At 59.1% G+C, this 17434-nt stretch carries 15 protein-coding genes; 8 read left to right on the top strand and 7 right to left on the bottom strand.

Annotation, left to right across the window (positions count from 1 at the left end; translation table 11 throughout):
• Nucleotides 1–29: 29 nt before the first annotated feature.
• From KHO30_RS23575 to KHO30_RS23565, 3 genes are all read right to left on the bottom strand, one after another.
• Complete coding sequence (locus tag KHO30_RS23575) at nucleotides 30–1757, bottom strand: putative 2-aminoethylphosphonate ABC transporter permease subunit (RefSeq protein ID WP_211702512.1); 1728 nt, start codon at nucleotides 1755–1757, stop codon at nucleotides 30–32.
• Nucleotides 1754–2845 (bottom strand): putative 2-aminoethylphosphonate ABC transporter ATP-binding protein, encoded by a 1092-nt coding sequence (locus tag KHO30_RS23570; protein WP_093641579.1) that lies wholly within the window; start codon nucleotides 2843–2845, stop codon nucleotides 1754–1756. The genes KHO30_RS23575 and KHO30_RS23570 overlap by 4 nt, the downstream gene beginning before the upstream one ends.
• A 137-nt stretch (nucleotides 2846–2982) precedes the next feature.
• Nucleotides 2983–3993, bottom strand: coding sequence for a putative 2-aminoethylphosphonate ABC transporter substrate-binding protein (locus tag KHO30_RS23565; protein ID WP_244179471.1), 1011 nt, complete (start codon nucleotides 3991–3993; stop codon nucleotides 2983–2985).
• A gap of 284 nt (nucleotides 3994–4277) precedes the next feature.
• Here KHO30_RS23565 and phnA point away from each other — a divergent pair, with 284 nt between their 5' ends.
• Nucleotides 4278–5513: a phosphonoacetate hydrolase gene (phnA, locus tag KHO30_RS23560; RefSeq protein WP_200654049.1), complete on the top strand. Its 1236-nt coding sequence runs from the start codon at nucleotides 4278–4280 to the stop codon at nucleotides 5511–5513.
• A gap of 13 nt (nucleotides 5514–5526) precedes the next feature.
• Entirely contained in the window at nucleotides 5527–6981 is a 1455-nt protein-coding gene (gene phnY / locus KHO30_RS23555) for a phosphonoacetaldehyde dehydrogenase (RefSeq protein WP_093641423.1), read from the top strand.
• 72 nt (nucleotides 6982–7053) lie between these two features.
• Here phnY and KHO30_RS23550 read toward each other — a convergent pair whose 3' ends face one another.
• The gene (locus KHO30_RS23550; RefSeq protein ID WP_211702511.1) at nucleotides 7054–7527 is read right to left on the bottom strand and encodes a hypothetical protein; all 474 of its coding nucleotides are present in this window, start codon (nucleotides 7525–7527) and stop codon (nucleotides 7054–7056) included.
• Nucleotides 7528–8169: 642 nt separating this feature from the next.
• Between KHO30_RS23550 and KHO30_RS23545 the strand changes: the two genes are divergently transcribed.
• Nucleotides 8170–9798, top strand: a complete 1629-nt coding sequence (locus KHO30_RS23545; protein WP_211702510.1) for a methyl-accepting chemotaxis protein — start codon at nucleotides 8170–8172, stop codon at nucleotides 9796–9798.
• A 187-nt stretch (nucleotides 9799–9985) separates the two neighbouring features.
• Nucleotides 9986–10357: a hypothetical protein gene (locus KHO30_RS23540; RefSeq protein ID WP_211702509.1), complete on the top strand. Its 372-nt coding sequence runs from the start codon at nucleotides 9986–9988 to the stop codon at nucleotides 10355–10357.
• 26 nt (nucleotides 10358–10383) lie between these two features.
• On the opposite strand, the gene KHO30_RS23535 is transcribed toward KHO30_RS23540, so the two are convergent.
• Both KHO30_RS23535 and KHO30_RS23530 read right to left on the bottom strand, forming a co-directional pair.
• Nucleotides 10384–10605 (bottom strand): hypothetical protein, encoded by a 222-nt coding sequence (locus KHO30_RS23535; RefSeq protein ID WP_093641434.1) that lies wholly within the window; start codon nucleotides 10603–10605, stop codon nucleotides 10384–10386.
• Nucleotides 10606–10683: 78 nt separating this feature from the next.
• Nucleotides 10684–11346 (bottom strand): DUF3313 domain-containing protein, encoded by a 663-nt coding sequence (locus KHO30_RS23530; protein WP_211702508.1) that lies wholly within the window; start codon nucleotides 11344–11346, stop codon nucleotides 10684–10686.
• Between the two features lie 296 nt (nucleotides 11347–11642).
• On the opposite strand from KHO30_RS23530, the gene KHO30_RS23525 reads away from it, so the two are divergent.
• The 4 genes from KHO30_RS23525 (at nucleotide 11643) to KHO30_RS23510 (ending at nucleotide 16079) form a co-directional block, all read left to right on the top strand.
• The gene (locus KHO30_RS23525) at nucleotides 11643–12239 is read left to right on the top strand and encodes a TetR/AcrR family transcriptional regulator (protein WP_093641439.1); all 597 of its coding nucleotides are present in this window, start codon (nucleotides 11643–11645) and stop codon (nucleotides 12237–12239) included.
• Nucleotides 12240–12596: 357 nt separating this feature from the next.
• Entirely contained in the window at nucleotides 12597–13874 is a 1278-nt protein-coding gene (locus tag KHO30_RS23520; RefSeq protein WP_211702507.1) for a paraquat-inducible protein A, read from the top strand.
• Between the two features lie 76 nt (nucleotides 13875–13950).
• Entirely contained in the window at nucleotides 13951–15495 is a 1545-nt protein-coding gene (locus tag KHO30_RS23515) for a PqiB family protein (protein ID WP_211702820.1), read from the top strand.
• Nucleotides 15492–16079 carry a PqiC family protein gene (locus tag KHO30_RS23510; RefSeq protein ID WP_244864115.1) on the top strand — a complete coding sequence of 196 codons (588 nt, stop codon included), beginning with the start codon at nucleotides 15492–15494 and terminating at the stop codon, nucleotides 16077–16079. The genes KHO30_RS23515 and KHO30_RS23510 overlap by 4 nt, the downstream gene beginning before the upstream one ends.
• A 221-nt stretch (nucleotides 16080–16300) precedes the next feature.
• Here KHO30_RS23510 and KHO30_RS23505 read toward each other — a convergent pair whose 3' ends face one another.
• The gene (locus KHO30_RS23505; RefSeq protein WP_211702506.1) at nucleotides 16301–17404 is read right to left on the bottom strand and encodes an alkene reductase; all 1104 of its coding nucleotides are present in this window, start codon (nucleotides 17402–17404) and stop codon (nucleotides 16301–16303) included.
• Nucleotides 17405–17434: the final 30 nt, after the last annotated feature.

Below are 17434 nucleotides of genomic sequence, written 5' to 3'. Positions count from 1 at the left end.
CTCCTTATCGATCTTGATGAAGACTTGTTTCAGCCACGGCGCGTGGTGCGCCATGCCTGGGTTCTACGCAATACGCCATGCGATACGCAGGCAAACAGCACGCAGGCGAACGCCGCCGTCACGAGGACCAGCGTGGCCATCGCCGCGGCCGGTCCAATTTGTCCAGCGTCGTCGAGATTGAGAATGGCGACGGAGGCCGGTTGCGTGTCGGGTGAATAGAGAAACGCGACCGCCGACACCGTCGTCATGCCGTTGACGAACAGATAACGCGCGATCTGCAGGATCGACGGCAGGCACACAGGCACGGTGACACGCAAAAACGTCTTATAGAAAGGCACTTTCAGCGAAGCCGAGACCGCTTCGAACTCGTTGTCGATCTGACGAAGCGCGGTGACCGCAGTCAAGTGGCTTGACGAGTAGTAATGCACCACCGTCACGATCGCGAGCAGCGCGAGCGTGCCGTAAAGGCCGTTCAAAGGGTTAGCGGGCGAGTTGAACAGAAAGATGTAGCTGATGCCGAGCACGAGACCCGGCACGCCCATCGGCAGGATCGCGCACAGATTGATAAAACCGCGCAACCAGCGCGGCCCACGTGTCTTCTCCACCAGATACGCGCCGCCGAACACGATGACGGTGCCGCCGATCGCCACGCACGCGGCCATTTTCAGGCTGTTCTTGTACGCATCGAAAATCCCCGCGCCGATCAGTCCCATTTTGTAGTGCTGCAAGCCGAGGCTCATCTGATACGGCCAGAACTTCACGAACGAAGCGAACACCGAAATGCCGACCACCGCCAACAGCAGCATGCAGACGAAGCCGCAGTACCCGAGCATCGCGATGTCGAAGCCGCGTGAGGGTTTCGGCTGGTAAGGCGTCGAGCGCGCGCCGAGTTGCGATTGCTGCTTGCGGCGAATGAAGAAGTCGACGGCGAACGCAACCAGTGCCGGACAGAGCAGCAGCAGGCTGACCACCGCGCTCCGGTTGAAATCCTGCAGGCCGATGATGAGCTTATAGATGTCCGTGGAGAGCACCGAATAAGGCCCGCCGATCACAACCGGCACGCCGAAGTCGTTGATGCAGATCGTGAACGACACCATCGTCGCGCTGATCAGCCCGTACTTCGCGCCCGGCAGCGTGATCGTGAAGAATTTGCGCGCACGGCGTGTGCCCATCGCTTCGGCGGCCTCGTATAAACGTCCGTCGGATAGCGAGAGCGCCGTCACGAGAATCATCAGCACATGCGGAAACGCGGCGTACACCAGACTGCATACGATGCCCGGCAGGCCATAGATCGAATGTCCGTGAAGCAAGGGCTTCAGGATGCCCGAGTTGCCGAACCAGTAGATGAACGACACAGCGGACAGCAACGTCGGTGCAAGCAGCGGAAGCAGCGCGACCGTGCGCACGGCGTTCTTCATCGGCATGCACGAGCGGGTCAGTGCATACGCGAACGTAAAGGCCATCGGAATCACGATCACCGTCACGAGGCAAGCCACCGTGACCGAATGCAAAGTCGACGTCCACACGCCGGAATTCACCAGATAGCCGGTGAAATTGGCGAGTCCGACGAAATGGCCATCCGCATCGACGAAGCATTTGCCGATGACCAAGGCCAGCGGCAACAGCAGAAACACGCCGAGAAACGCGGACATCAACACAAGCGCCAACTGCGCGATCCGGTCATGCCAATGGCTCTTCTGGCGCACCTCGGCATGACCTTCCTCGCCGCTGCGGCGCTCGATCAGAACGGCGCTCATTGGAGTCGCTCCTTCGCGGCGGAAAAGACGCACACATGTTCGCGGTTGATAGCCAGATTGAAGCGCGATCCCGGCTGCAGGCGGGTGCGATGCATTTCATGAAACGACAGGTCGGCGACGATCTCCTGCTCGCCGAGCCCATCCACCTTGAAGCTGACCCGGCAAAACGCACCGAGGAATTCCAGCTTTTCGACTGAGGCGGGCAACAGGTTGTCCGCCTCGTTGCCCGGCGCACTGAGGTGAATGTCTTCCGGCCGCACGAACGCCGACACTTTCGAACCAAGCACCGCGCGCTCCGATCCGCACCCGTAGCGCAGCGCGATGGAGCCCGCCTTGAGACTGCCGTCGCGTGCCACCTCGGCCGGAATCAGATTGACCTTGCCGATGAAATCCGCAACGAACGGCGAGGCCGGCTCGCGATAGATTTCGTGCGGCGTGCCGATCTGCTCGATCACACCCTGATTCATCACCACGATGCGGTCGGCCATGGATAGCGCTTCTTCCTGGTCATGCGTCACCATGATCGTGGTCACGCCGAGGCGCTGCTGCAACTGGCGGATTTCCTGGCGCAGCCGCACACGAACACGCGCATCCAGCGCAGACAGCGGCTCATCGAGCAACAGCAAACCCGGCGACGTTGCGAGCGCACGCGCCAGCGCGATACGCTGCTGCTGCCCACCGGATAACTGGTTCGGATGCTTCTTCTGCGCATCCGGCAAGCCGACCAGGGCGAGTAGTTCGTTCACACGATCGGCGATCGCCGCGCGCTTCATCTTGCGATTCACGAGACCATAGGCCACGTTGTCGAAGATGGTCAGATTCGGAAACAGCGCGTACGACTGGAACACGATGCCGTAATCGCGAAGCTGAGGCGGCAGCCGCGAAATATCGCGGCCGTCCTGCGTGATCTGGCCGGCGCTCTGTGTTTCGAGCCCGGCAATGATGCGCAGCAAAGTAGTCTTGCCGCATCCCGACGGGCCGAGGAAGCAGAGCATTTCTCCCTTCTTCACGCCAAGATTGATGTCCTCCAGAACCGGCGTGTCGTTGAACCGCTTGTAGACCCGCTCTACGCTCAAATACGTTGTCATCTGCTCCTCCGCTTCCGCTTGCATGTCGACGTGGCGTGACGCACTGCCGTGCGCTGTAACGCTGGGTCGCTGCGTCGTTCGGGGGTCACGCAGCGCGCGCCCCGGCGCTCCTCGTCAAGACCTGGTTGAACCTGGTCTTACTTTTGTTCCTTGTTGCCGTAGCGCTTTTGCCAGTCTTCGAGAATTGCGTCGCGGTTCTTTGCGGACCATGTGAAATCGTTCTTCACGAGCAGTTCCGAATAGTTGTCGGGGATACCGGAGAGTTTCTTCGCGACACCCGGGTACGCAACGATCGCCCACCACTGCGCGGTGATTTCATTGGCCTCCTTGCTGGCCATAAAGTCCGCGAGTTTTTTGGCCGCGTCCGGCTGCTTTGTCGTTTTCATGATGCCGGTGGCTTCCATGTCCCAGCCCAAGCCCTCTTTCGGGAAGATCAGGTCGATGGGCGCGCCTTGCGCCTGCAACTCATGCCCGCGGAATTCGAATGAGATACCGATCGGAAATTCGCCGGTGCCCGCCAGCGTGCAGGGCTTCGAACCCGAGTGCACGTATTGCGCGACGTTCTTGTCCAACGCGTCCATGTACTGCCAGCCCTTGTCCTTGCCGAAGGTTTGCAGCCAGGACGTCACGTCCAGATAGCCGGTACCGGACGACACCGGACTCGGCATCACGATCATGCCTTTATAGACAGGCTTGGTCAGGTCTTCCCATGACGTGGGCTTAGGCAAATGGCGCTTCTCCGCTTCGACGCGGTTGTAGCAGACCGTCGCGCCCCACACGTCCATGCCGACCCAGTGCGGCGGCGTGTTCGTGTCGCTGTACTTGCGCGTCAGGCTGTCGAAGCCCTTCGGTGCGTAAGGCATCAGCATGCCCTGCAGATCGAGCAGCGTCAGGCTCGATGCCGCGAGTCCAAGCACCACGTCGGCACGCGGATTGTTCTTTTCGGCGAGCAGCTTGGCCGTGACTGCGCCAGTCGAATCGCGCACCCAGCGGATTTCGATATCCGGGTTGGCCTTTTCGAACGCGTCTTTATAGGGCTTCATCGCTTCGTCTTCGAGCGCCGTGTAGACGAGCAACTGCGTTTTTGCCTGCGCGAACTGGACCGCGCCGAGCGTGACGGTGGCGGCGACCAGACAGCGCAACGCCATATTCAGACGACCTCTACAAGCTTTAAACCCCGACTGTTCCTTCATTTCCAGACCCCTTGAGAAAGTGGCGTCGCGGCCAGCGACGAAAACGACCGGTGCTACGGGACGACTGCGTGTTGCAACCCTCTTAAGCAACTGCTGATGACTGCGGTTGATGATTTGCGATTTGTTGTCTGTTGTTGACAATCTACAAAGCATCAATTTTAATGTCAAGTATTGCCTCACTTTGCCACATAACGCCACATCGTCATTACCCGACTTACCCCTAGCCAAGAGGACATGTCATGAGCGAAGCACCGGTTTCCATTGAAGTGAACGGCCGCAGCTACAACTGGATGCGCAGACCCGTCGTCGTGGTCTGCGTGGACGGCTGCGCGTATGAATATCTGGAGATGGCGGCCGCGGCGGGAGTCGCGCCCTTTTTGGCCACGCTGCTGCGGCCCGGCACGTCGCTCAAGGGCGAATGCGTGGTGCCGAGCTTCACGAACCCCAACAACCTGTCGATCGTGACCGGCGTGCCGCCCGCGGTGCACGGCATTAGCGGCAACTACTTTTTCGATCGCGACAGCGGCACCGAGGTGCTGATGAACGATCCGAAGTACCTGGTCGCCCCTACCGTGCTCGCCGGTTTCGCCGAGCAGGGCGCGCATGTTGCGGTGGTCACGGCAAAGGACAAACTGCGCCGGCTGCTCGGCAAAGGCCTGAAGGGCATCTGCTTCTCGGCGGAGAAAGCCGACGAAGCGACGCTCGAGGAGAACGGCATCGACAACCTGCTCGAACTGGTCGGTCAGCCGGTGCCGAGCGTCTACAGCGCGGAGCTGTCCGAGTTTGTATTCGCGGCCGGCGTGCGCCTGCTCGAAACTCGCGATATCGACCTGATGTACCTGTCGACGACCGACTACGTACAGCACAAGTGCGCCCCAGGCACCCCTGGCGCCAACGCGTTCTATCAGATGATGGACGGCTATCTACAGCGGCTCGACGAGCTGGGTGCGATCGTCGCGGTCACGGCCGATCACGGGATGAATGCGAAGCACAACGAAGACGGCGAGCCTAACGTGATCTATCTGCAGGAGCGCTTCGACGAGTGGCTCGGCGAGGACGCTGCCCGCGTGATCCTGCCGATCACGGACCCCTACGTCGTGCATCACGGCGCGCTCGGATCGTTCGCGACGGTCTATCTTCCCGCGTCGGCCGATCTCGAAGCAACGCGCCGCCGGCTCGCCGCGGAACCCGGCATCGAACTGGTGCTGACGGGCGCCGAAGGCTGCGCGCGCTTCGAACTTCCGCCTGCACGCATGGGCGACCTCATCGTGATTTCAACGCAAGACGTGGTGCTCGGCACGCGACGCATCAAGCACGATCTGTCCGGCCTCGACGTGCCGCTGCGCTCGCATGGTGGTCTTGCTGAACAGATCGTGCCGCTTCTGTTCAATCAGCCGGTCGCGAAGTCGGTCGGCGAGCGCGCACGGTTGCGCAACTTCGACATCATCGATATCGCACTCAACCATCTTCAATGATCGGGGATCAGACATGAACGCTGTTGCTGAAATCAAGGCTCAATTGCAGGTGCGTCATGAAGCGCTGCGTATCGGCGGCGAGAAAATCTTCCGCGACGAAGTGATCGAAGTGCGCAATCCTTACGATGGCACGCTCGTCGGCACCGTGCCGAAAGCGACGCTCGAAGACGTGCGCCGCGCGTTCGAATTCGCACGCGCGTATCGTCCGGCACTCACCCGCTACGAACGCGCCGCGATCCTGCGCCGTGCGGCCGATGCAGTACGGGCGCGCACCGAAGAAATCGCCGCCGTCATCACGGCGGAAGCGGGCTTGTGCAAGAAGGATTCGATCTACGAAGCCGGCCGCGTTGCGGACGTGCTGGTGTTCGGCGCGGGCGAGGTGCTGAAAGACGACGGCCAGATTTTCTCGTGTGACCTCACGCCTCACGGAAAGAAACGGCGCGTCTATACGCAACGCGATCCACTGCTGGGCGTCATCTCAGCCATTACGCCGTTCAACCATCCGATGAATCAGGTCGCACACAAGATCGTGCCGGCGATTGCCACGAACAATCGCATCGTGGTGAAACCGTCGGAGAAAGTGCCGCTGTCATGCTATTTGCTTGCCGACATTCTCTATGAGGCAGGCTTGCCGGTGCAGATGCTGCAAGTGTTGACGGGCGACCCGAGTGTGATTGCCGACGAGCTGATCACGAACCCCGCGATCGATCTCATCACTTTCACCGGCGGCGTCTCGATCGGCAAATCGATCGCCTCGCGCATGGGCTACCGGCGCGCCGTGCTCGAACTGGGCGGCAACGATCCGATCATCGTGATGGAAGATGCCGATCTCGACGAAGCCAGTTCGCTCGCGGTGTCGGGTTCGTACAAGAATTCGGGCCAGCGTTGCACCGCCATCAAGCGCATGCTGGTACACGAGTCGGTCGCCGACCGCTTCACGGATCTCGTCGTGGACAAGACTCGCGCGTGGAAATATGGCAATCCGGCGGATAGTTCGGTCGACATGGGAACGGTCATCGACGAAGCGGCCGCGCAGTTCTGCGAACGTCAGGTCAACGACGCCTTGTCGCGCGGCGCCCGTCTGCTTGCAGGCAATCTGCGCGACGGCGCGCTCTACTCACCGACGGTAGTCGACCGTGTCACGCCCGACATGCCGCTCGTCAAGTACGAGACGTTCGGACCGGTGTCGCCGATCATGCGCTTTGCCAATATCGACGAAGCGATCCGCATGTCGAACTGCACGGACTATGCATTGTCATCGTCGGTCTGCACGAATCGCTTCGACTACATCACGCGGTTCATTACCGAACTGGAAGTGGGCAGCGTGAATGTGCGCGAAGTGCCGGGGTATCGGCTCGAACTCACGCCGTTCGGCGGCGTGAAGGACTCGGGACTCGGCTACAAGGAAGGGGTGCAGGAAGCCATGAAGAGCTTTACCAATACGAAGACCTACTCGCTGCCGTGGTGAGTGTGATGTGAGGACGAGAAGCGCTGGATGCGCTTCTCGTCACGCGCCTGCCCAACCGCGGCTCGTCTGGAATTACGCCGGTCGGCTGGAGTCGCCGGAAACGTTCGGCTGCTCGGCCGCCGATGCTCCCTTTGCCGTCACCGCGCGATGGATTGCTTCGGTTAGCGAATTGTTGATCTCGATGAGCCGGTGCATCTCATCCTGGATATTCAGGAGCGCCTCAGCGTCCTTGTAGGTCTGTAGCGCCTGCTTGTCTGAGGCTGCGGCCGCAACCTTCTGGCCCACCATGATGACTGACAGCAGCACCAACTGCAAAAAAGTCTGCGCGATCCAGGCGATCAGCGTCGACACGCCGCCCTGAACGGCGGATGGCAAGCTGATAAGCGCGATCGCCGCAAAGACATAGGCACACCACATCGTGCCAACCGCGTTGGTGATAACGAGAGCGATCCTACCGTTCAGGCCTAAGTGCTCCTGAGCGGTCAGGTGCGGTCCAGTTTTTTCGCGTTCCTTGAGTCGCTGATTGGGAAAATGTTCGAGTTTCATTATTGGGTCCCCATTGAAGAGTGAGTAATCTACGGCACTATCAGCGCTTTACCGCCTTGGTCTCGAGTAACTCACGTAGCGCGTCGACGGCAGCTTCCCACATCATGGTATGGCGGGCGGATGTCACGGCTGGCTCCCTGCCTGTTCTGTCAGCCCAACATTGGCTGTCCATTCATGAAAGGCTAACGGTGCACGCGTGTCAAGTAAGCGGAGAGTGCACTGCACCAACCAGTCCGGCCAGCGGGTATCGACGTCTTATTGGACCAGTTGATTATAGTCAACCTGATCACACTCGATAGAGGTCGAAATGTCGATGTACTGATCAATACGATCGATAGTTACTATCGGGTTTTGCGTGTCAGGATTTACGAAATGAATCCCTTCAATGTGGCAACCACCATCGCTTTCATCGGCAGCTAGCTGTGCAAGCAGCCTGGAACGAAAAATCCAACCATTACAGACTCTTACGGCAACGCGCTGCGATCCAACCGCGCCGCGGACCTGCAGGATATGCCTAGCCAAAAATCAGGAAATCCTGACATCAAGCTGCATCTCGACGTCGCCGTATACCTACTGAGGAGGCGCCCTCAATTCCTTTGGCGCAACACTATGTCCCCTGAAAGCGTCCTGAAGGATAACAAAATGAATAAATTCATCTACACCATCCGGTTCAAGATCATTGTCGTCCTCGGTGCCTGCATCACACTGATGGCCGCGATGGGCGTGATGGCGATCGTTGGGCTCGCAAGACTGAACTCGAACATGAGCGAGACGTACGGGGGCACCGTAGTTCCGCTTGCGCAGATCTCCGAGGTACGTGCGGCGCAACTGAACATCAGGGTCAAGCTCAGGCGCATTCAGATCGAAAAAACGCCCGCCACACTCGACAAAATGTTGCCGATTGTTCAGAGCGAGCTCGCAACAATCGATAAGGTCTGGCCGCAATACTATCCCGCAGCGGTATCGAGCCCGACCGAACGTGAGGCCGCCGACCGGGCGGACCGCGCGCTCAAAGAATTAATGACGCAGACAGGCAGCATCATTACGCTTCTGAAAGCCGGGAAATTCGATGCGGCATCGGACCTGATCAGCAGCACAGGGGATCTCGCTGATGTATTGAATCTGGCATTGAGCGACGATACGAAAATAAATGTACTCGAGGCAAAGCAGTTTGCCGACGACGGTGAATCGACCTACAAAACGCTGCTCATGGTGACCGTCGCGCTCCTCAGCGCAGGCGTACTGATTGCGGGTGGCATGTCGATTTACCTTATGCGCGTGATTACCCGGCCACTTGACCGGGCAGTCAACATCGCCAACCGGATCGCTGAGGGCAAGCTCGAAAACCGGATCACCGTCGATATACGCGGCGAATTCGGGCTGCTGCTCGACGCGTTGAAAACCATGGACGGCAAACTCAGCGATACCGTTCGCGGCATCAAGGCCTCGGCCGAGTCGGTCACAGTCGCTTCACGCGAAATCGCCAGTGGCAATCTCGATCTGTCGGCGCGGACGGAGGAGCAGGCAGCGTCGCTGGAGGAAACCGCAGCCAGCATGACGCAGTTGACCGAGACCGTCAGACAGAACGCGGACAATGCCCGTCAGGCGAATACTCTGGCCTCGGGAGCAACGGACATGGCGCACGCCGGCAACCAGGCGGTGCAGGACATGGTGGCAAGCATTGGCCGGATCAGCGATAGCTCCACCAAGATCCGCGATATCACGAGCGTCATCGAAGGGATCGCATTTCAGACCAATATCCTTGCGCTGAATGCGGCAGTCGAGGCAGCGCGTGCCGGTGAGCAGGGCCGTGGTTTTGCAGTCGTCGCCAGCGAGGTTCGCAGTCTTGCGCAACGTTCGGCCACTGCTGCACGGGAAATCAAGGAGTTGATCAGCACGTCCGTTGCGATGATTCAGGGCGGCTCAAAGCAGGCAGCTGATGTGGGCGTCACCATCGGACAGGTGAAGCAGGCGATCAGGCAAGTCGCCGACATCGTGGGGGAAATCGCGGCCGCTTCCGAGGAACAGAGCCGGGGCATCGAGCAGGTCAACCAGGCCGTGACACAAATGGATGACGTGACCCAGCAGAACGCCGCACTTGTCGAGCAGGCCGCGGCAGCAGCGCAATCCCTCGAGGAGCAGTCTTCGAAGCTGCTGGATGCCGTTCTGGTGTTCAGTACGTCGGACACGGAGTCCACACGAACGCCTGCGCGCGCCGTCGGAAACAATGCGTTGACCGTCCGTCGCGATCTCGCGATGGCGGCGCGTTGAGCAACCCCATAGACGCGTTTTCCATCGCGATCCACGAACTCTTACAGATGGACACTTACCGGTGAATCCGCAGACGTTTGTCCTACAGGCGCGGCTTTGCGCTCGCGCCACGTCGCTTAAAGCGCGGATGACTGAAGCGCATGATCAGGCGAAGGGGCTGATCGAGCGCGCTGAGGGTTGTCTCGCCGTGCTGGATCATCTGCGACAGAGCACCGCCGCCCTGGCAAACATTTCCCCTGGCGCCGACATCGGTCTTTTTATCGAAGAGTTGCGTCGTTCAGAGAACGGTTGGCACGATCAGTTGCAAATGTTGAGAACGCTACTGACTGAACTCACGGCTCAGACTCATAGCGCCCGCGGCGAGATCGAGTCGTTCGCCACGCTTGCGCTTGGCACGCAGACGGCCCCCGAGACGATCATCGATGCCGAGTGCGCCGTCGAAGCGAGTGAAGCCCACTTTCGGGAGGTCATCGCGCAGTTGGAAGCGACGCAGGTGTGGTTCGAACACTTCGACACGCAAATCAATACCATCATGGCCAATTTGCGAAAATCGCGCTAGCGCTCGCGGCCGTCCGAGAAGCGTGTCTATCGTGCCGCAGTTTGAACACCCGGATAAAAGCCCACAACCAGCACGATGTATGCGAGTGCAGCGAAAATGCCGGCCAGGGTGCCGAGCCAATCCCTGGCGGTCGCACCACGCGTGAAATGGACCGGAATCCCCACCAGCAGATACGCGACTGAGAAAACGATCGCAACCATCAAGGGCGGGGGCGCGAACGAAACAACCACTTCGGCAAAGGGCCGCATTCGCAAACCTCATAGAAGTCCGAAACGGCCGCGCTATCGCTGCGGCGAGTTCCGGTACCCGGGTAACAGACGGACCAGTTAACGAAGCTGTTCCACCAGCGCATCAGCGCCCTTGTCGAGGCCGGTCTTCGCGGCACCCAACGAACCAAAGGCTGCCGGCAGATTCATGGCATTCGGATACTGCTTCGAAACGTATGCCTTCAGCAGACGGCCGCTGGAGCCGTCAAAGACCTCCACGGAATAGGTCACCGAGCCGCTGAATGCGCCCTGCCCCCCGCGGACTGCCTGTACGCCGTTATAAAGATTGCCCGCAAGGTCGAAATGCATGAACTGCCCGACGAGTAACGTTGTTTTTTCGGCGCCCGTGAGTGTCAGCTTGATCCTTAGCGTATTCGGGCCGGCCTGGTTCGCAACGCTGAACCGTTTCGCGAGTTTCTCCGAGAACGTCTTTCCCATGTAATCGGCGAGCGCCGCCTTGTCGGCCTCTTTCAGGTCGCCGAACTGGTTGTCGTTGCCTTGATACACGGTAACCGGGTCCACTATCACCTGCGTGTATTGGGGCCAGGCAACTGAAGTGGCGTACTTGTAGGGAACCTTGCCTGAGTCGTCATCGCGGTTCTGCTTCAACTGCGATGACGATGCGATACCCGTGTAGGCCACCGGTTGCACGCCGGCACACGCTGTCAGGGTTAGCACCGCGACTCCGGTGAAAAGAAGCGGTACTAGTTTGTTCTTGAACATTTAGGTTTCCTCGAAAGCCCAGTTAAGTGCCAGATGGCGCTCAGTTCAGGCGAGAACTGATCAGGTCGCCACAGTAGCATCGGCAGAATAAGATGTAAACCGTCCAGACGGTCTGTACATTAAAAAAATGAGCGCGTACAATTACGCCTGGTCAGGAGACCGCCTGCTCCGTGGGCGGCACATAAGGCCGTTCGCCAGCAGTGCGTCGCAGTCGGCTATTTGTCCACCAACAGAAGAGAGGCGCGCCAGCGGATTCGGTGCGCGCTGCAATCGTCGCAACGTCATCAATATCGATAATGGATAACCAGACCCGCTCGGAGATTTCCCGCAAAAAAGCGATTGCTGCCGCTTTCACCATCCTCACCCGAGACGGTGTGGGCGGGCTTACGTTCGATTCGCTGTCGCGTGAAAGTGGTATCAGTAAGGGTGGACTGCTTCACCAGTTCCGCACCAAGCACGGCGTGCTGTGCGCGCTGCTGGAACAGCATCAGATTCAGTTCGAGCAAATCGGACGCGAATACATCGCGAAGGAAGGCGCATCAAAGGCGGAGCCAACGCTTGCAGCCCAGATTGCAATGTATCGGGAATCCTCGAATCAGCCGCATTCTGTGGCACGGGCCATTCTCGCAGCGCTCGTCGAGAGTCCTGAATTGCTCGAAAGCCTCAAGGCGTCTGACACGGCGAAAATGAAGGCGTTGCAGGATGAGGCGCCTGACCTCGACTTGTCATTGTTGCGATACTTTGCGGCTAGCGGTCTCGCATTTCATTCCTTGATGGGACTCTCGCAATTGAGCAATTCGGCGCGGAACAGACTATTCGACCGTCTTCTTGACGAAGAAAGTTGGCCGGCGCAGGTTCCACAACCCAAGCCTCGTAAGCGGTCGGCGCGCTAACCGCCATTAAATCCCTTTAGGCGATCGGGGCGTTTTCACACGCCCCAGGTCGTGTGCTGCCTCGACCCTTTACGTCGGGAGCGCAACACTTCTAACACGTGCGTATTGCCCTGATCGCAGTGAAACTCCGCGAACAATACAAACCGTCTATCCGGTTTACATCGAGTATTTGCAGTGCTACGCTGAGGCCTCACCTGAATCGTCCGCTCTGGGACCTCCCAGAAAGACACGTTCGAAGGCAACGGCCAATCGGCCCCAACCCCGTCGAGTTAGCCGATGCCTACTCCCTTATGACCCTCACCCCGAAAGCCAGACCGGGGCGTTTCTCGATCGTGTTTCCACGAGCGGATGCAGAAGATGAACAGAGACAACTTGATCGCCTGTCACGAATGTGACTTCCTTCAGCGAGAAGCGCCGCTCGTTGAACGCGGTACTGCGCGATGTCAACGATGTGGTGCTGCGCTCTATCGATACCGAAGCGTATCAATGTCGCACGATTGGGCACTGGCGTTCACTTTAGCCGCGGCGATTCTTTTCGCTGTTGCCAACCGCTTTCCGATCTTTGCACTCTGGGTCAATGGGGTATCCGTCGAAACCACCCTTTTCGGCGCAGCGTCCGCGCTCTACACAGATGGCATGTGGCCGATCGCGGGCCTTGTGTTCGTGACCACGCTTCTGATGCCTTCATTGAACATAGCAGCGGTGATCTATCTTCTCCTGCCGTTGCATACAGGCGGCTTTCCCCACAAGCCTGAAATTGTTCTTCGTGTGCTGCGGCACGTTGCACCATGGGGAATGATTGAGGTGCTGATGGTGGGGATGCTGATCGCGCTCGTCAAACTCCAGCACATCGCGACAGTCGTCCCCGGGGTAGGCGCGTGGACGTTCGGAGCCGTGATGGTTCTGCTTGCCGCTACGACGGTTGCGTTTGACCCCCGTGAACTATGGGCTCGCATCGACACGTTGCGTCGCGACGTCGGCATCTCACACGCACAGAATGCACGCATCACAGCAGCAACTGCCGCACGTGCTGGCCTGTTCGCCTGCCACGATTGCGGCCTGCTCTCAAAGCCGCTTTTCCCCGATGTCCACGCCGGAATCTGCCCACGTTGTGGCGCAGTGCTGCACTCGCGCAAGCCCAATAGCCTGGTTCGCACGTGGGCATTCCTGTTCGCCGCCATGGTCCTTTACATCCCCGCCATTCTGCTGCCGGTGATGGTCACCAGTACCTTGTTTGGCGCCCGCTCCGACACGATCCTGAGCGGCGTCGTGTTGCTCTGGACCTCCGGGTCGTGGTTGCTGGCAACAATCGTTTTCATCGCAAGCATCGTGGTGCCCGTGCTCAAAATTCTTTCGTTAGCCTATCTCGCCTGGAGTACCCAGTTGCGCTCTCCGCAAATCCCCCACCAACGTACACGTATTTATCGAGTCGTTGAGTTTGTCGGTCGCTGGTCGATGCTTGATATCTACGTGATCACTATCCTTGTCGCGTTCGTGCAATTCGGTTCGATCGCAACAATCGACGCAGGTCCCGGATCGATCGCTTTCGGCGCGGTAGTCGTGCTGACCATGTTCGCCGCGTTGTCATTCGATCCTCGGCTCATCTGGGACGCAGTGGAGTCAGAACGTGAATGAATTGTCCGGACAGAAAGATGACCAGGATACGTCCGGTTTTCCAAGCGCCGTTGCTGTCAAACATTCGAAGTGGCGCATGCAGCTCGTGTGGCTGGTGCCCATAGTCGCCGTGCTGATCGCCGGCTGGCTGGCCGTGAAGTCCGTCATGCAAACAGGCCCGACTATCACGATCAGGTTTTCCACTGGCGAGGGTATTGAGGCCGGCAAGACGAAGATCAAGTTCAAGAACGTCGATGTTGGCGTAATCAGGAACGTTGAACTCTCCGACGATCACAAGACGGTGCTGGCAAGCGCTGAAATGTCCCGCAACGCTTCCAGCATGCTCGTCGACGATACCCGCTTCTGGGTCGTTCGGCCGCGTATATCGGGCGGCACGGTATCGGGCATCGGCACGTTGTTGTCCGGCTCCCACGTCGGAATGGATATCGGTACATCGCAAAAGGCGCGACGCGATTTTGTCGGACTCGAGTCACCGCCAGTCCTCGCTTCCGGTGCACCGGGGCGGGAGTTCGTGCTTAAGAGTGAAAACCTCGGCTCGCTCGATGTCGGTTCGCCGGTGTTCTTCAGAAGGCTTCAGGTTGGCCAGATCGTCTCCTACGCACTCGATCCCGAAGGCGCGGGCATGATCGTCCACGTCTTTGTCAATGCGCCTTACGACAAGTACGTGACGAACGACACCCGCTTCTGGCATGCAAGCGGCGTCGATGTGACCGTGGATACGACGGGCGTGAAGGTGGACACCGAATCATTGGTATCGATTCTGATTGGTGGCCTGGCATTCGAGAGTCCGCCCGACACAAGGGCTGGCGTTGAAGCCGATGCCCTGCACCAGTACCCGCTTTTCCTCAATCGAACCGAGGCGATGAAGCGGCACGACACAATCACCGACAAGTACGTGTTGAACTTCAAAGAGTCTGTGCGTGGGCTTACCGTGGGCGCACCCATCGACTTTCGCGGGATCGTCATCGGCGAGGTATCGGCGATCAACACACATTTCGATCCGGCTACGCGCGAATTCAGTATCCCGGTCGAAGTCAACATTTTCCCGGAGCGCCTCATCCCACGCGACGAATGGAAAGACCAAGGTGGCCAAATATCCTCCGCGCGAAAGGAGTTTGCGGACTACCTGGTCTCAAGGGGGTTACGGGCACAACTGAGAACAGCGAGCCTGCTGACCGGACAGCTGTACATCGCGATCGATTTCTTCCCCTCCGCACCGAAAGTGACCATGGACTGGAGTAAAAAGACGCCGCAACTGCCCACTGTGCCAGGCAATCTGCAAGGGCTTCAGGAATCCATTACCGATCTCGTCGCGAAGCTGAACCGTATTCCTTTTGAAGGAATAGCCACGGACCTGCGCAAGACAATGGGCGACGCGGACACGCTCTTGAATACGATCAATACGGATATTGCGCCAGACGCAAAAACAACGATGGCCGCAGCCCGTGAAGCACTCGCGTCCGTCAATCGCACGATGCAAAGCGATTCGCCCTTACAGCAAAGCACCGCCGACACCATGCGCGAAGTCTCGCGGGCTGCCGCCTCGATCCGTTCGCTTGCGGAATATCTCGAACGCCATCCCGAAGCGCTGATCCGTGGCAAAACCGAGGACAAGCCATGAGCCTACGTTCAGCATTCCCTGTATCGATGATCGCGCTTGTTCTTGCCGCCGGCTGCGCAACGTCACCGACGCCGGCGTTCTACACATTGAGCGCTGTCCAGCATATTGAACAGTCGCCAGCTGCGAGTCCGATTGCAATCGCGATTGATCTGGTTACGGTTCCCGAACTGGTCGATCGTTCGCAAATAGTCACGAAGCTCGACGCGAACCGCGTCCGTATCGACGAGTTTGCGCGCTGGGCCGATCCGTTGAAGAGTCAGATTCCTCGCGTACTCGCTGCGGATCTGGCGGAGATCATTCCGGGAGCGATCGTATCGACTGTTCCACAGCGTGCGAACGACAACGCCTACCGCGTAACGGTTGACGTGCAGAACTTCGATTCATTGGCGGACGGTACGGTGACGCTGGTCGTCATCTGGTCGGTGCGTCCTCCAAACGGAGGAAAGCAGATTGCGGGACGTTCTGTCGTTCGTCAGAGCGCTGTCGGGTCAGGTTACGATGGTTTGGTGAAGGCACACAGCCGAGCCCTGTTGTCCGTAGCGAAGGATATTGCTGCGGCGACGCAATCGGCTTCGCGATTGTGAAAGCGCCGGGTGCGCGCTTTCGCGTCAGGAGAATACGCCCGTCAGCTTTTCATTAAAATCGCAAGATCGATTGGAACCTTTCCCCTTGCCATGCGCTAAGTGGATCGCGCAACGACCGGCACCACGTTGGCACCGGTCGCTGCATCGTTCAGGCCGTACTTGCGTGAAGGGAGTCAGGTACCGGAATCCACCCTTTCGAACCCAGATGGTAGCGCGAAGAATTACGCCGCCTGCGTTTCAGCATGGAACGGATAGTCGGTGTAACCGCGCGCGTCGCCGCCATAAAAAGTACTACGGTCATACCGGTTGAGCGGCAGATTCAACCGCAGACGCTCGGGCAGATCGGGGTTGGCGATGAAGTGGCGACCAAACGCTACGATGTCCGCGTGACCCGCTTCGATGATCGCGTCCGCAGTCTCTTTCGTGAAACCGCCTGCAGCGATTAGCGTGCCGCTGAACTTCGGGCGCAGATGGCGCGACGCGACCGGGTCATGAACTTCGCCGATCGTCTCCGTGCCCTTGATGCGTGGCTCGACCACGTGGAGATAGCCGATGCCGCGCTTGTCCAACTGCTCGGTCACGTAACCGAAGGTGGTTTCCGGATCGCTGTCATACATCGAGCCATAGGTGCCACTCGGTGCAATGCGCACGCCAACCCGCTTCGCGCCCCACACCGAAATCAGTGCGTCCGTCACTTCGAGGAAGAAGCGGGCGCGATTTTCAATCGGCCCACCGTACTCGTCGGTGCGAGCATTCGAACCGTCCTGGAGAAACTGGTCCGGCAGGTAGCCGTTTGCGCCGTGCAGTTCGACACCGTCGAAGCCCGCGCGCAGTGCACGCTCGGCACCCCTGCGGAAGTCCTCGATAATGGCGGGGATTTCGTGCAGTTCAAGCGCACGTGGCATCGCGAATTCGACTTCGCCGTTCACCGAATACGCATGGCCTTCAGCTTTCAGCGCAGACGGAGCGACGGGCGCCGCGCCACCTGGCTGAAGATCCGGGTGAGACTGACGGCCTACATGCCACAACTGGAGGAAGATGCGAGCGCCTTTGGCGTGCACGGCATCCGTGATCCGGCGCCACCCTGCGATCTGATCGTCGGAGTAAATTCCCGGGGCCATTGCATAGCCGTAGCCCTGTATCGAAACGGGGGTTGCCTCCGTGACGATGAGACCACCTTCGGTTGCGCGCTGCGTGTAGTACTCAACCATCAGATCGCCCGGCACGTCGCCGGGCTCCGAACGCATGCGTGTCAATGGCGCCATCGCGACGCGATGGGAGAGCGTGTAAGGACCTACTTTGACGGCTGAAAACAGCTTGCTCATGGAGTTACTCCTTGCGAATCAGTTAGCACC

It is taken from the genome of Paraburkholderia aspalathi, from assembly GCF_905220735.1.
GTDB classification, from domain to species: Bacteria; Pseudomonadota; Gammaproteobacteria; order Burkholderiales; family Burkholderiaceae; genus Paraburkholderia; species Paraburkholderia aspalathi.
The sequence above is the reverse complement of the archived record's forward strand: the minus strand, read 5'-3'. Positions and strand labels throughout refer to the sequence as shown.

Excerpts from the sequence above, each read along its gene's own strand:
- KHO30_RS23570 (WP_093641579.1), bottom strand. The coding sequence starts at position 2,845 with ATGACAACGTATTTGAGCGTAGAGCGGGTCTACAAGCGGTTCAACGAC.
- KHO30_RS23545 (WP_211702510.1), top strand. The coding sequence starts at position 8,170 with ATGAATAAATTCATCTACACCATCCGGTTCAAGATCATTGTCGTCCTC.
- KHO30_RS23550 (WP_211702511.1), bottom strand. The coding sequence starts at position 7,527 with ATGAAACTCGAACATTTTCCCAATCAGCGACTCAAGGAACGCGAAAAA.
- KHO30_RS23515 (WP_211702820.1), top strand. The coding sequence starts at position 13,951 with ATGCAGCTCGTGTGGCTGGTGCCCATAGTCGCCGTGCTGATCGCCGGC.
- KHO30_RS23575 (WP_211702512.1), bottom strand. The coding sequence starts at position 1,757 with ATGAGCGCCGTTCTGATCGAGCGCCGCAGCGGCGAGGAAGGTCATGCC.
- phnY (WP_093641423.1), top strand. The coding sequence starts at position 5,527 with ATGAACGCTGTTGCTGAAATCAAGGCTCAATTGCAGGTGCGTCATGAA.
- phnA (WP_200654049.1), top strand. The coding sequence starts at position 4,278 with ATGAGCGAAGCACCGGTTTCCATTGAAGTGAACGGCCGCAGCTACAAC.
- KHO30_RS23505 (WP_211702506.1), bottom strand. The coding sequence starts at position 17,404 with ATGAGCAAGCTGTTTTCAGCCGTCAAAGTAGGTCCTTACACGCTCTCC.
- KHO30_RS23535 (WP_093641434.1), bottom strand. The coding sequence starts at position 10,605 with ATGCGGCCCTTTGCCGAAGTGGTTGTTTCGTTCGCGCCCCCGCCCTTG.
- KHO30_RS23530 (WP_211702508.1), bottom strand. The coding sequence starts at position 11,346 with ATGTTCAAGAACAAACTAGTACCGCTTCTTTTCACCGGAGTCGCGGTG.
- KHO30_RS23520 (WP_211702507.1), top strand. The coding sequence starts at position 12,597 with ATGAACAGAGACAACTTGATCGCCTGTCACGAATGTGACTTCCTTCAG.
- KHO30_RS23525 (WP_093641439.1), top strand. The coding sequence starts at position 11,643 with ATGGATAACCAGACCCGCTCGGAGATTTCCCGCAAAAAAGCGATTGCT.
- KHO30_RS23510 (WP_244864115.1), top strand. The coding sequence starts at position 15,492 with ATGAGCCTACGTTCAGCATTCCCTGTATCGATGATCGCGCTTGTTCTT.
- KHO30_RS23565 (WP_244179471.1), bottom strand. The coding sequence starts at position 3,993 with ATGGCGTTGCGCTGTCTGGTCGCCGCCACCGTCACGCTCGGCGCGGTC.